14 protein-coding genes are annotated in these 13167 nt (G+C 73.3%); 7 read left to right on the top strand and 7 right to left on the bottom strand.

Features of this window, described 5'->3' with window-relative positions; genetic code table 11:
- Positions 1-43: 43 nt before the first annotated feature.
- Complete coding sequence (locus tag ACFXAE_RS16000; protein ID WP_384714127.1) at positions 44-2365, top strand: FHA domain-containing protein; 2322 nt, start codon at positions 44-46, stop codon at positions 2363-2365.
- Positions 2366-2885: 520 nt separating this feature from the next.
- Here the strand turns inward: ACFXAE_RS16000 and ACFXAE_RS16005 are convergent.
- The 3 genes from ACFXAE_RS16005 to ACFXAE_RS16015 are packed head-to-tail and all read right to left on the bottom strand — an operon-like array spanning position 2886 to position 5230.
- The gene (locus ACFXAE_RS16005; protein ID WP_384714130.1) at positions 2886-4154 is read right to left on the bottom strand and encodes a streptophobe family protein; all 1269 of its coding nucleotides are present in this window, start codon (positions 4152-4154) and stop codon (positions 2886-2888) included.
- A 9-nt stretch (positions 4155-4163) separates the two neighbouring features.
- Positions 4164-4649: a PRC-barrel domain containing protein gene (locus ACFXAE_RS16010; protein ID WP_384714133.1), complete on the bottom strand. Its 486-nt coding sequence runs from the start codon at positions 4647-4649 to the stop codon at positions 4164-4166.
- A complete protein-coding gene (locus ACFXAE_RS16015; RefSeq protein ID WP_384714136.1) occupies positions 4646-5230 on the bottom strand; it encodes a PRC-barrel domain-containing protein in 585 nt (194 codons plus the stop codon). The genes ACFXAE_RS16010 and ACFXAE_RS16015 overlap by 4 nt, the downstream gene beginning before the upstream one ends.
- 148 nt (positions 5231-5378) lie before the next feature.
- Between ACFXAE_RS16015 and ACFXAE_RS16020 the strand changes: the two genes are divergently transcribed.
- Positions 5379-5834, top strand: a complete 456-nt coding sequence (locus ACFXAE_RS16020) for an ATP-binding protein (protein WP_384714139.1) — start codon at positions 5379-5381, stop codon at positions 5832-5834.
- Between the two features lie 48 nt (positions 5835-5882).
- Here the strand turns inward: ACFXAE_RS16020 and ACFXAE_RS16025 are convergent, their stop codons facing one another.
- On the bottom strand, positions 5883-6770 hold the full coding sequence (locus ACFXAE_RS16025) for an RNA polymerase sigma factor SigF (RefSeq protein WP_384714142.1): 888 nt from the start codon (positions 6768-6770) through the stop codon (positions 5883-5885).
- A 259-nt stretch (positions 6771-7029) separates the two neighbouring features.
- On the opposite strand from ACFXAE_RS16025, the gene ACFXAE_RS16030 reads away from it, so the two are divergent.
- On the top strand, positions 7030-7416 hold the full coding sequence (locus tag ACFXAE_RS16030) for a helix-turn-helix domain-containing protein (protein ID WP_384714272.1): 387 nt from the start codon (positions 7030-7032) through the stop codon (positions 7414-7416).
- Positions 7417-7494: 78 nt separating this feature from the next.
- On the opposite strand, the gene ACFXAE_RS16035 is transcribed toward ACFXAE_RS16030, so the two are convergent.
- The gene (locus tag ACFXAE_RS16035; RefSeq protein WP_384714146.1) at positions 7495-8097 is read right to left on the bottom strand and encodes a ClpP family protease; all 603 of its coding nucleotides are present in this window, start codon (positions 8095-8097) and stop codon (positions 7495-7497) included.
- Positions 8097-8753, bottom strand: a complete 657-nt coding sequence (locus ACFXAE_RS16040) for an ATP-dependent Clp protease proteolytic subunit (RefSeq protein ID WP_384714149.1) — start codon at positions 8751-8753, stop codon at positions 8097-8099. The genes ACFXAE_RS16035 and ACFXAE_RS16040 overlap by 1 nt, the downstream gene beginning before the upstream one ends.
- Before the next feature lie 226 nt (positions 8754-8979).
- Between ACFXAE_RS16040 and ACFXAE_RS16045 the strand changes: the two genes are divergently transcribed.
- Positions 8980-9462, top strand: coding sequence for a VOC family protein (locus ACFXAE_RS16045; RefSeq protein ID WP_384714152.1), 483 nt, complete (start codon positions 8980-8982; stop codon positions 9460-9462).
- 45 nt (positions 9463-9507) lie between these two features.
- Here the strand turns inward: ACFXAE_RS16045 and ACFXAE_RS16050 are convergent, their stop codons facing one another.
- The gene (locus tag ACFXAE_RS16050) at positions 9508-10407 is read right to left on the bottom strand and encodes an SGNH/GDSL hydrolase family protein (protein ID WP_384714155.1); all 900 of its coding nucleotides are present in this window, start codon (positions 10405-10407) and stop codon (positions 9508-9510) included.
- A 164-nt stretch (positions 10408-10571) separates the two neighbouring features.
- On the opposite strand from ACFXAE_RS16050, the gene ACFXAE_RS16055 reads away from it, so the two are divergent.
- The 3 genes from ACFXAE_RS16055 (at position 10572) to ACFXAE_RS16065 (ending at position 13155) form a co-directional block, all read left to right on the top strand.
- The gene (locus ACFXAE_RS16055; protein ID WP_384714158.1) at positions 10572-11366 is read left to right on the top strand and encodes a VOC family protein; all 795 of its coding nucleotides are present in this window, start codon (positions 10572-10574) and stop codon (positions 11364-11366) included.
- A 42-nt stretch (positions 11367-11408) separates the two neighbouring features.
- Positions 11409-12107, top strand: coding sequence for a ribonuclease H (locus ACFXAE_RS16060; protein ID WP_384714161.1), 699 nt, complete (start codon positions 11409-11411; stop codon positions 12105-12107).
- A gap of 64 nt (positions 12108-12171) precedes the next feature.
- On the top strand, positions 12172-13155 hold the full coding sequence (locus ACFXAE_RS16065) for an aldo/keto reductase (protein ID WP_384714164.1): 984 nt from the start codon (positions 12172-12174) through the stop codon (positions 13153-13155).
- Positions 13156-13167 lie beyond the last annotated feature (12 nt).

Here is a 13167-nt window from a genome sequence, read left to right on the forward strand (position 1 = left end):
GTGACACCGGGCACCCGAACGGGCGAATGGGTAGAATCCAGACATGGCGGAGCGACTGGTCGCCCCGGAGCTCGTCCTGGAGACCGAGACGGGCTCCACCGTGATGAGTCCGGTCCGCGACTACCACGTGGGACGCGACCCGTCGAGCGACATCGTCATCGACGACGCCCGGGTCTCCTGGCACCATGCGGTGCTCCACCCCGTGGACGGTGGCTGGACCGTCGAGGACGAGCACAGCACCAACGGCACCTACGCCAACGGCCGGCGCATCCGCGCCCGGGAGGTCGGCCCCGGCAGCGTCCTCCGCTTCGCCCATCCCGACGACGGCCCCCGCGCCGTCCTCGTCGCCCCCGCACGCGACCGGCCGCAGGCGGTCTCCCGGCCCGCCCTCACCCACACCTTCCGGCAGCCGGCCTCCGTGCGACCGCTGCCCACCCGCACCGTCCGCATCGGCCGGGACCCCGACAACGACCTCGTCGTCGACGACCTGATCGTCTCCCGGCACCACGCCGAACTGCACGTCCACGCCGACGGCTCGTACGAGATCGTCGACCTCGGCAGCCACACCGGCACCTACCTCAACGGCGTGCCGGTCGACCGGGCCGACATCCGCCCCGGTGACATCGTCGGCGTCGGCCACTCGGACTTCTGCCTGATCGGCGACGAACTCCAGGAGTACGTCGACACCGGCGAGGTCTCCCTCGACGTCCAGGACCTCACCGTCGCCGTCGACCGGGGCACCAAGCGCCTCCTCGACCACGTCTCCTTCCCGGTGGGGGAGAAGTGCCTGCTCGCGGTCGTCGGCCCGAGCGGTGCCGGCAAATCCACCCTGATGAACGCGCTCACCGGTCAGCGCCCCGCTGACCACGGCACCGTCCTCTACGACGGCCGCGACCTCTACCACGACTACGCCGAGCTGCGCCAGCGCATCGGCCTCGTCCCGCAGGACGACATCCTGCACACCCAGCTGACCGTCCACGCCGCCCTGTCCTACGCCGCCGAACTGCGCTTCCCGCAGGACACCGCCCAGGCCGAACGACGGGCCCGGGTCGCCGAGGTGATCCGCGAACTCGGCCTCGCGGAACGGGCCCGCCAGCATGTGCACAGCCTGTCCGGAGGACAGCGCAAACGGGTCAGCGTCGCGCTGGAACTGCTGACCAAGCCGTCGCTGCTCTTCCTCGACGAGCCGACCTCCGGCCTCGACCCCGGCATGGACCGCTCGGTGATGCACATGCTGCGCGGCCTCGCCGACGACGGCCGGACCGTCGTCGTCGTCACCCACAGCGTGCTCAGCCTGGACGTCTGCGACCGCCTCCTCGTCCTCGCCCCCGGCGGCAGGGTCGCCTACTACGGTCCCCCCGGTGACGCCCTCGCCTTCTTCGGCTTCGAGCACTGGCCGGAGGCCTTCGAGGCGTTCGAGCAGCAGCGGGACCGGGACTGGGCGGGGCAGTACCGCGATTCCCCCTTCCACCGGCGGTACGTCGTCGAGGCCGCCGCCCAGCCCGAGCGGCCCCGCGAGGAGCCGGTCGTCGTGGGCCCCCCGCCCCGGCCGCGCGGTTGGGGCGCCCAGCTCCGCACCCTGGCCCGCCGCTACACCGCCGCGCTCGCCGCGGACCGCACCTTCCTCGCCGTCATGATCGCGCTGCCGTTCGTGATGGGGGGCATGGCGAGGGCCCTCGCGGGCAGTGAGCTGACGCGCAGGTCCGCCATGAACGCCCTGCTCATCCTGTGCGTCGGAGCGGTGCTCACCGGCGCGGCCAACGCGGTGCGCGAACTCGTCAAAGAGCGGGTGATCTACCAGCGAGAGCGGGCCGTGGGCCTGTCCAGATCGGCGTACCTGATGTCCAAGGTGGTCGTGCTCGGCACGGTCACCGTGCTCCAGGCCGTGGTGCTGACCCTCGTCGCACTGCTCGGCGTGGAACTGAACGCACCCGGCGGCGAAGGCGTGTTGATGCCGCCCCTTGTCGAGATCACCGTCGCCGTCGCGCTGCTCGCCTTCACCGCGATGATGCTCGGCCTGCTGGTCTCCGCGGTGGTCCGCAAGGAGGAGGTGACGATGCCGCTGCTGGTGCTGCTCGCCATCGTCCAGGTCGTCTTCTGCGGCGCCCTGCTGCCGCTCGAGGGCGTGCTCGTGCTGGAGCAGCTGGCCTGGCTGGTACCCGCCCGCTGGGGGTTCGCCGCGATGGCCGGCACCATCGGGCTCCCCTCGCTCTCGCCCGGCGACCTGAGCCGTGATCCGCTCTTCGCGCACACGGCGGACGTGTGGCTGCTCGCCGTCGGCATGCTGCTCGCCCTGTCGCTGGTCCTCGGCCTGCTGGTGTCCCGTCTGCTGCGGCGTCACGAGCCGGCCGTGATGCGGAAGTAGGCGCCTGGGTCCCGGATCCCGTCCCGCGCGCGTCGTCCCCGAGCACGGCCTGTCCGCCCGGGAGACCACCGGCCCCGGCCGGCCCACCGTGTCCCCCGCCCCGCTGCCGCCGGTGCGGCTGCCGGAGCGGGGCGGCGACCGGGGCACGTGCTGTGCTCCAACGGCCGGTCGACGTGGATCGACGGCCGCCGCCCGGTCTTCGTACCCCGGGCCCACCCACCGCCGGCGCTCCCACGGCCCGCACCGCCGACCCGCGGCCGCCGCTGATGCGGGCCGAGGAGGCGCCGGCCCGCCACCGGGCCGCCGTGGCCGGCCCGGCCGGCGGCGGCCTCGACGGGGAGACCTTCCGCGCGCACCCGCGGCCTGCGCGTCGGGATCGTCGTCGACGAGGGGCCCCGTATGGCTCCACGACCCCGGCCACGGGCGATGGGTGTACATGGACGGCACCCGGCCGCACACCCACGCGGCCGGCGAGGCGCCCCGCGCCGTCCCGGCGTTCGGTCCGCGGATGTGAACCCGGTCAGCGACCGGTCCTGCCCCTCCGGCGTACCCCCCGCGTCAGCAGCGCCCCCGCGAAGCCGGTGACCAGGCCCCACAGCAGAGCCAGGCCCAGGGCGCTCCACAGCCGTGGTCTCAGCAGCACCTGGCCGGAGAAACCCTCGCCCAGATCACCGATGCCGAGCACGGACAGGCCGAACCGTGCGGAGATCCGGGCCATGAGACAGATCATCAGCACGGTCGGCGCCAGCGCCAGCGCCATGCGCACGGCGTGCTGCCAGGCGCGGACCCGGGCCGGGGACCGGGCCGCCATCACGGACGCGGTGGCCAGCAGCAGCACCGCGTCCACCACCAGCAGCCACCACCACCTCCCGCCGTCGTGCTCGGTGAGCGTGCCCAGGTTCAGGGCGGAGACGTCCGGTGTGCGCAGCACCTCGTCGAGCACCTGCGGCATGGGCAGTCCGAAGGGCCCCTCCACCCTGCCGTCCCAGGTCGCACCGAGCCCGATCGTCAGTGCCGGCCAGACCACGTTGGGCAGCCCCAGCAGGATCACGGCGAACGTCTCGGCCGGATGCCCCCGGGTGGCGGCGACCACCAGCGCGATGACGAGGCCGATGACGACGGCGGCCAGCAGCAGCCCCACCATCGCGTGCGCCGCCGGACGCACCGACGTCTGGACGTGCAGCAGCCCGGCCGGCAGCGGGGCGCCACGGGACACCAGCAGCGTCACCACCAGCACCCCCGCCAGCCAGAGCAGGCCGATGAGGACGGTCGGCGGCACGTCGGTGGAGAACCCCACCACCGGTCTGATCCCGAACAGCTCACCCAGGTCGCCGAGCGGGCCGTCCCCGAGGGAGAGCTCGAACGTGTGCCGCGCGGCGAGCGCGAGGCCGAGGAGCGCGAGCAGCCACAGGGCGGCGATCCTCGCGGCCCACCCGGCCAGCTCGGGCGTACCGGCGACCGCCCGGTGGCGCAGCGGGCGCAGAAAGGCCCGGCCGATGACCAGCGCCCCGGTGAGGGTGACGGACAGCGGGACGACCGTCAGACCGCCCTCCGTGCCGGCCAGGTCGCCGGCGTCCCCGGAGAGCTCCACCGAGCCGCCGACGGCCGCGACCACCGTCGCCGCGACCACCGGAGGGAAGGAACCGCCCGGAAGGTCCGTGGCACCCGCCGCCCACAGCCCGAGCGTGGCCACCACGCCCATGGCGACCAGCGCGCCGAGTACCGTGGCGAGTGCCTGCGCCCAGCCGTGACGGGCGGCCGGACGGCCGGAAGAGGTGCGTGAGCTCACCTCTGCACGCTAAGCAGCCCCGCCCGCCCCCGCCCGCCGGGAGGTCCGTCCGCGCGGCATGCCCCGTCCGTGGTGCCCGCCGCCCGTCCGGATCACCAGGGCGTGGTCGCCGAGACCCAGCAGGCGGTCGGCGGGCAGCTCGCCGAGGGTCGTCAGGACCGCCTCGATGCGGGCGGTGGCCGGATCGAACGCCGCGTCGAGCACGGTGCCGCGCTCCTCGCCGCACTCGGTGAGCACTCTGCTCCCCACCAGGTCATGGTGGGGCGGGACCTCGGCCGGACGGCCGGACGGGCGCGCGATCAGCATGTCCGGGCCGGCCGCGCCCAGGTCGGCCCAGGCCACCACGGCCTCCCTGCGCAGCCGCCCGCGCCGTATCCGGACATGCGTGACCTCCCCGGACGCCGCGTCGACCGTCAGCGCGCGCACCGCCCCGATCCGGTCCGCGTCGCCCGGGGTGAGGACGGGCAGCCCGCGCACCCGGGAGAACAGCATCATCGGTGCATACCCCTTTCGGGGCCGTGGTGGGCGCCGGCCCGGGCGACGAAGGACGGCAGGCCGTCGGTGACGTACGTCGTCGCGTGCGCCGGGATCACCAGCGTCCGGCCGGAGACGCTCAGGGCCTCGCCCCGCGGCATGTACACCTGGTGCCGGCGGTGCCGGGAGCCGTGCACCAGCTCCCGGTGCGCGGCGAGCCGGAACGCGACGAGCCGGCCGCTGGTGCCGCCCTCGACCAGCACGTCGAGCACCGTGCCCACCATGTCGCCCTCGTCGGTCAGCACGTCCGCCCCGAGCAGCCGCCCGCGCAGGGCGTCACGGCGCGCCGCCGACCGGGGCAGGTCGCACAGCGCCCCCTCGTCGCGGACCATCACCGCGTGACGGCCCAGGCAGTGCACCGCCGGCCAGGGAAGATCCTGTGGCAGCGGGCCCGACATCAGGGTCCGGCCGGTGAGGGTGAAGCTCGCGATCCGCCCGGCCACCGTGTCGAAGACCGTGTCCTTGACGTGCGCCACGGCATCCCCGTCCAGCGTCACCACGGGCAGCGTCGTCAGGCTCCGCACCGCCGTCAGTCCGTTCATGGCGCCCCTTCCGCCGAACCCCGGCGGAATCCGGGTTCCCCGCCCCGCGGGGCCGAACACCGATCAGGGGGAGTGCGCCGCGAAAGTCGGGGTACCAGGACCGGTGCGGATTCGTCCGGCCGACCCGGCTTCGCGGAAAGAAACGAGCATGACCCACCACCTGGACGGGGCAGTGATACCGACTGGTTTCGACGTGCCCGTGGAGCCGCTGCGGCGGGCGGCACACTTCACCGGCGAGCCGGGATGCATCGCCGAGGCGCGCACGTTCGCGGCGCACTTCCTCCAGCAGCTGCGGACCGAGTGGTGCGCCACGATCGACGAGCGGGCCGACGGCGCGGTGCTGCTGGTGGTGAGCGAACTGGTCACCAACGCGGACCGGCACAGCGACGGTCCGTACATCCTGGAGCTGGAGGGCACGGACACCTCGCTCACGGTGGCGGTCTACGACAGCAGCCCCAGCCTGCCCCGGGTCTTCCCGCGCAACCCCGAACGCGTCGGCCGGCACGGTCTGGAGATCGTCCGCGCGCTGGCGCGGGACGTCAGTGTGGAACGCGTGCCGGTCGGCAAGCGCGTGTGCGCCGTGCTGCACCTCGGCGCCGCCTGACCGGCCACGCCGTCGCCCGACCGGGTCGACCCGGTCGGGCCGGCCCGGTCAGGCGCAGCCGAGCTCGCCCAGCATGCCCTCGCGCAGCCGGGCGATGATCCGCTTGATCAGACGGGACACATGCATCTGCGAGCAGCCGAGGCGCTCGCCGATCTCCGCCTGGGTGGCCTCCTCCACGAACCGCATGTGGATGATCTCCCGGTCGCGTTCGCTGAGCTCGGCCATGAGCGGAGCGAGCGAGTGGAAGTCCTCGACCAGGCGCAGCCCCTCCTCCTCGACCCCGATGAAGTCGGCCAGGACCGCCTCGCCGTTCTCCGGGCCGTCACCGGTGAGGGCGGCGTCCAGCGACGACGAGTTGTACCCGTTCGCGGCGATCTGCCCCTCGACGACCTGCTGCTCGGTGATGTTCATCAGCGTGGCGAGCTCGCCGACCGTGGGCTCCCGGTCCAGCCGGCTGGCGAGTTCCTCGCGGGCCTTCGCCAGTTCGACCCGCAGCTCCTGGAGCCGGCGCGGCACATGCACGGCCCACGTGGTGTCCCGGAAGAAACGCTTGATCTCACCGACGATGTACGGCAGCGCGAAGGAGGTGAACTCGACCTCGCGGGACAGCTCGAACCGGTCGATGGCCTTGATCAGGCCGATCATGCCGGTCTGCACGATGTCGTCCATGTCGTCGCCGCGGCCGCGGAACCGCCCGGCCGCGAACCGGACGAGGGACATGTTCATCTCGATGAGGGTGTTGCGCGCGTACTGGTACTCGTGCGTGCCCTCCTCCAGCTCCGCCATGCGGCGGAAGAACTGGCGGGACAGCTCCCTGGCATCGCGCGGGGCGACGGCGCGTGGATCCACCACGTCCTGCAGACTTCCGTCACCCGTCCCGGCCCCGGTGTGCTGTTCCGCTCCCTGCGCCTGCGACCGGATCACGGCGGTCCTCATTGCCTCTCCCCACGAACGTCACGGCTGACATGTGCCTGAACCCTGCGGGTACCCAGGTCATGGGAACCCATGCCCACCATGTTCCGACAGGTTCGGAACCACGGTGCGCACCGGTCGTCACTCGTACGTCCGATGGTACGGGGGCGCGGCCCGCGCGGCAGCCCGGGCCGCGCCCGGGAGCGCCTTCACTCAGGGCGGAACTCCGTTCCCTTCCCCCCGGGACCGGAATTCCTAGGCTGAGGAGGTGACCAATCAAGAGGTGACCGGCCCAGCGCCGGACCGTGCCCGTGTCATCCCCCTGCGCCCCGGCCCGCCGCCGGGTGCGGCCCCCGCACCCAGGGAGCCGCTGCTGCGCGACCTCGTCGGCGACGTGCTGCGCAGCGAGCGGCTCGCCCAGGAACGGACGCTGAAGGACGTCGCCGACGCGGCCCGGATCTCCATGCCCTATCTCTCGGAGGTGGAGCGGGGCCGCAAGGAGGCCTCCTCGGAGGTCCTCGCGGCCGCCGCCCAGGCGCTCGGTCTCGGCCTCGGCGACCTGCTGACCCGGGCCCACGGAGAGCTGGTCCGCGTCACCGGCCGGCGGGCCGCCACCACGACCCGGGGCGTCTTTGGCTCCGCGCACAACGGACTCTGCCTGGCCGCGTGACCGGCGCCCGGCGCCGCACACGCCCTCAGGGCCTGTCCGGCGGTCCCCGCCTGCCCCGCGGGCGGACGGCGGGAATCGTCAGACAGGCCCCAGGCGCCGGGTCAGCACCTCGTCGGCCAGGCCGTACGCCACGGCCTCCTCGGCGGTGAACACCTTGTCGCGGTCCATGTCGGACCGCAGGGTCGCCACGTCGTGGTGCGTGTGCCGGGACAGCACCTCCTCCACCTGGGAGCGGATCCGCACCATCTCCTTGGCCCGCAACGCCAGGTCGGACGCCGTGCCGCGCGATCCGCCCGAGGCCGGCTGCCCGAGCAGCACCCGCGCGTGCTCCAGCACGAACCGCCGCCCCGGGTCCCCGCCGGCCAGCAGCACGGCCGCCGTGGACGCCGCCTGCCCGACGCAGAACGTCGACACCGGCGCCTGGACGAACGTCATCGTGTCGTAGATCGCCATCAGTGAGGTGAACGAGCCGCCGGGGGAGTTGATGTAGACCGCGATCTCGTTCTCCGGGGCCGACGACTCCAGATGGAGGAGCTGCGCGATGACGACGTTGGCGACCCCGTCGTCGATCTCCGTGCCCAGGAAGATGATCCGCTCGGCCAGCAGCCGGCTGAACACGTCGTAGGACCGCTCGCCCCGCGGGGTGCGCTCGACGACGTTCGGAATCGTGTACGTTCCCATCACCGCAGCCCCATCCTGGGCCGGGCGGCGGCCGGGCGGACGTCGTCGAACGACTCCACCACCCGGTCGACCATCCCGTAATCCCTGGCCTGCTCGGCCGTGAACCAGCGGTCCCGGTCGCCGTCCCGGGAGATGGTCTCCGGGGTCTGGCCGGTGTGCTCGGCGGTGATCCGCTCGATGGTCCGCTTGGTGAACTCCAGGCTCTCCGCCTGGATCTCGATGTCGGCGGTGGTGCCCCCGATGCCCCCCGACGGCTGGTGCATCATGACGCGCGCGTTCGGCAGGGCGTAGCGCTTGCCGGGCGTGCCGACACAGAGCAGGAACTGGCCCATGCTGGCCGCGAAGCCCATGGCCAGGGTCGAGACGTCGTTGGGGATCAGCCGCATCGTGTCGTAGACGGCCAGCCCCGCGTGCACCGAACCGCCGGGGCTGTTGACGTACAGGCTGATGTCGGTGCGCGGGTCCTCGGCGGACAGGACCAGCAACTGCGCGCACACGCGGTTGGCGGACACCTCGTCGACCTGCGTGCCGAGCAGCACGATGCGCTGCGCGAGCAACTGGGCGGCGAGATGGTCGTCGAACCGGGTCGGCGGGGTGTCGCCCTCCTCGGCCCGGGGCGGCGGGGCCGGCCACGGGCCGGCGGTGAACGGAGACATCGGCGCTCCTGGTGGTCGCTCGTCGGAACGCGGCCGAAGCGACCGCGCGCCTCCACTCTCGACCGGCCGGCGGGGCGCCCGCGGACATCTCTGCCCGTGGCAGATTCGCCACGGGCAGAGCGCTCCCCCGTGCCGCCGTCCGGGTCGGTCCGGGGGCCGCACCGATGAGTTCCGGGGCAGGGCCGGGTCAACACTCATGACCGCGTTCCACGCCCGGGAGGTACTCATGACCACCGACGGATTCACCACATGTCTCTGGTACGACGGCCAGGCCGAGGAGGCCGCGAACTTCTACGTCTCGGTCTTCAAGGACTCGAGCATCGGCGACATCGTCCGGAACACCGACGCCACGCCCGGCGCCGAGGGCTCCGTGCTCACCGTCGAGTTCACGGCCAACGGCCAGAAGTTCGTCGCACTGAACGGCGGACCCGAGTTCACGTTCAACGAGGCGATCTCCTTCCAGCTCGACTGCGCGGACCAGGCGGAGATCGACCACTACTGGGAGAAGCTCGTCGAGGGCGGCGGCGAGCACGGCCCCTGCGGCTGGCTCAAGGACCGGTTCGGCGTCTCCTGGCAGGTCAACGCGGTCCGGCTGACCGAGATGATCGGCGACCCGGACCGGCGGAAGGCGGACCGCGCCCTGAAGGCCATGATGACGATGGGCAAGCTCGACATCGCCGCCCTGGAGAAGGCGTACGCGGGCGAGTGAGGTCCGGACCGACGGCGGGGCCGCCGCAGGGCCCCGACGTCCCGGTCAGTCCGCGCGGAGATCCTCCTCGATCACCCGTGTGATCTCCCGCGCGATGCGCAGGATGCCGGGTGAGCGGACCGGACAGGGCTTCGGGGCGGACGTCGTCGGCGCCAGACAGAAGTGCAGAGGATCGTCCTCCCGGTGCAGGGCCGTCCGGTCGTGGCCGGGCTGGGTGCAGTAGTCCGGGTGGGCACGCTCGTAGGCGTCGCACGGCAGGTATCGCGCCCAGGTGTACCGGGCCCCCGCCGGGCTCACCGCCTTCCCCGCGTCGGCGACGAGATCGCCAAAGGCGGCGGCCCGCTCCTCGTACAGCGCGTTCACCCGGCGCACCCGGTCGGGAGCGATCGGGTCGGGGCCCTGCAGCACCCAGACGATCCGCGGCGCCCGGCTCCCGCCCGCCGAACGGATCTGCTCGGCCAGGCGCCGCGCGTCGGCCGCGTACCGCCTCAGATACCGCTCCGGCGAGGCGTCGTAGGTGATCTCGTCCATGCACGGCGTATAGCCCCAGGAGTTGCCCCAGAACTGCAGCACCACATGGTCCGGCCGCAGCGACCGCACCAGCGCCGCCGCCTTGTCCGGCGCCGGAACGAGGGAGCGCCCGGCGGAACCCTCCAGGTAGTCGCACAGGGTGGTGCCCGAGTGGGGCGCGCTCGTGTAGCGGGCGCGCACCCGCGCGCGCAGCTCCCGCCCGAGCACTTCCTGGTTCTCCGTCGCCAGGGAGTCCCCGAGATACAGGACCGTGGGCGGGTCCACGGCCGTGGCGGCGGGCCGCTGGTGCGTGGTGGCCGACGGCTGCGGCGAGGTGGGCGGGGGCGGTTCGGTCCCCGGCTCCGACGACGGATCCGCGCACGCGCCGAGCAGTGCGGCGGCGAGCACCACGGACACGGTCCACGGCTTGCGCATACGGCGGCTCCCGCCCGGCCGGCGACACGGCGTCCCAGGCAAGCACAGCCGGGGCCGGCGGGGAAGACACGGTTTTGGCCGAAGGCCGCTCGGCGCGCGGCCGGCGGCGGTGGTGGCTAGCGTGAGGAGACGGACCGACCGCCTGTCCGGAAAGGCCCGAAGCCATGGCCGCACCGCCCGAGGGCACCCCGTGCTGGGCCGACGCGATGTTCACCGACGTCGAGGGAGCCAAGCGTTTCTACGGAGACGTCCTCGGCTGGACCTTCGCCGAGGCGTCGGCCGGGTCCGGCGACTACACCGAGGCCCGCGCCGACGGCAGGGCGGTGGCGGCCGTCGTACCGCCGATGCCCGGCCAGGAGGGCACCTCGCAGTGGTGCCTGTACTTCGCGGCCACGGACGCCGCCGCGACCGCCGCCCGGATCCGGGACCACGGCGGCGAGCTGCTGATGGAGCCGATGCGGATCGGCGACCTCGGCACGATGTGCCTGGCGCGCGACCCCGGTGGGGTCGTCTTCGGCCTGTGGCAGGCCGGCACCCACGAGGGCTTCGGGGCGGTGGCCGAGCCCGGCGCGTACTGCTGGGCGGAGGTCTTCACCCGTGAGCCGGAGAAGTCCGACGCGTTCTTCCCCGCCGTGTTCTCCTACCGTTCGGAGCGGCTGGAGGACGGGGCGGACTTCCGCGTCTACGACCTGGGGGAACGCGGCGTGCTCGGCCGGACGCGGATGACGGACGACCTCCCGCCCGGGACACCCCCGTACATCAACGTCTACTTCACCGTCGCCGACTGCGACGAGGCGGTGGTCCGCGCGACCGACCGGGGCGGTGTCCTGCGGTTCGGCCCGACGGACACGCCCTTCGGCCGGTTCGCGGCGATCGGCGACCCGCAGGGCGCGGACTTCTCGGTGATCGACCTCACCACCACCACGGGCGGGACGCCGACGACGGCCGACGTGGAGTGAGCGGGCCCGGCCCGCCCGCCCGGACATGGCATGATCGGGCGCATGCGTGAACGAGTTGTGGCCGCGTGCGACGGGGCTTCGAAGGGAAACCCGGGGCCCGCCGGCTGGGCCTGGGTGGTCGCCGACGATTCCGGGACGCCGGTCCGCTGGGAGGCGGGAGCGCTCGGAAAGGCCACCAACAACATCGCCGAACTCACGGCGCTGGAGCGGCTGCTGGCGGCGACCGACCCCGCCGTGCCGCTCGAGGTCCGGATGGACTCGCAGTACGCCATGAAGGCCGTCACCACCTGGCTCCCCGGCTGGAAGCGCAACGGCTGGCGCACCGCGGCCGGCAAACCGGTCGCCAACCAGGAACTCGTCGTCCGCATCGACGAACTCCTCCAGGACCGCTCGGTCGAGTTCCGCTACGTCCCCGCCCACCAGGTCGACGGCGACCGGCTCAACGACTTCGCCGACCGTGCGGCCAGCCGGGCGGCCACCGCCCAGGAGGACGCCGGCAGCGAGCAGGGCTCGCCCGAACCGCCGCCCGCCCCGGGCCGTCCGGCGGGCGGCGCGGCGGGGCGCGGGTCCGGCGGGGCGAAGACGCCCCGGCAGCGCGGCGGCTCCCCGGCCCGCACGATCAAGGCCAAGTTCCCCGGCCGCTGCCCGTGCGGGCGGTCCTACACGGCCGGAGAGCCGATCGCCAAGAACGACAAGGGCTGGGGCCACCCCGAGTGCCGGACGGCGGCCCGGAGCGCCTGAGCCGGCGCACGAGGACGGCGGAGCCGCCCGCCGGCCGGGCGGCACGGATGACAGACTGACCTCCATGGACGAGCGCACATTCGACAGGTCGGGACAGCACGCCTCCGTGATCGGTCTCGGCACATGGCAACTCGGGGCGGACTGGGGCGACGTCGACGACAAGGAAGCCCTCGCGGTGCTGGAGGCCGCCGCCGAGTCGGGCGTCACCTTCTTCGACACCGCCGACGTGTACGGCGACGGACGCAGCGAGCAGACCATCGCGTCGTTCCTGAGCGGGCGGCCCGATCTGCACGTACTGGTCGCCACCAAGATGGGCCGCCGGGCCGACCAGATCCCCGAGAACTACGTCCTGGACAACTTCCGCGCCTGGAACGACCGTTCGCGGCGCAACCTGGGCGTCGACCGCATCGACCTGGTGCAGCTGCACTGCCCGCCGACCCCCGTCTACTCCACCGACGAGGTCTTCGACGCCCTCGACACCCTGGTGGCGGAGGAGCGCGTCGCCGCCTACGGCGTCAGCGTGGAGACCTGCGCCGAGGCGCTCACCGCGATCGCCCGGCCGAACGTGGCGAGCGTGCAGATCATCCTCAACCCGTTCCGCATGAAGCCGCTGCTCGAGGTCCTCCCGGCGGCCCGGGAGGCGGGCGTCGGCATCATCGCCCGGGTCCCGCTCGCCTCCGGACTGCTGTCCGGCAAGTACACCAGGGACACCGTCTTCCCCGAGAACGACCACCGCACCTACAACCGGCACGGTGAGGCCTTCGACCAGGGCGAGACCTTCTCCGGCGTCGACTGGGCGACCGGTGTCGAGGCCGCCGCCGAGTTCGCCGCGCTCGCCCCCGAGGGGTACACGCCGGCCCAGCTCGCCCTGCGCTGGATCGTCCGGCAGCCCGGCGTCACCACCGTCATCCCCGGCGCCCGCTCGCCCGAGCAGGCCCGCGCCAACGCGGCCGCCGCCCGGCTCCCGGAGCTGCCCGGGGCGACGCTCACGGCGATCCGGGACCTCTACGACCGGCGGATCAAGGACCAGGTCGAGGCCCGCTGGTAGCGGCGGTGGACG

Source organism: Streptomyces sp. NPDC059454 (assembly GCF_042749965.1).
GTDB lineage: Bacteria > Actinomycetota > Actinomycetes > Streptomycetales > Streptomycetaceae > Streptomyces.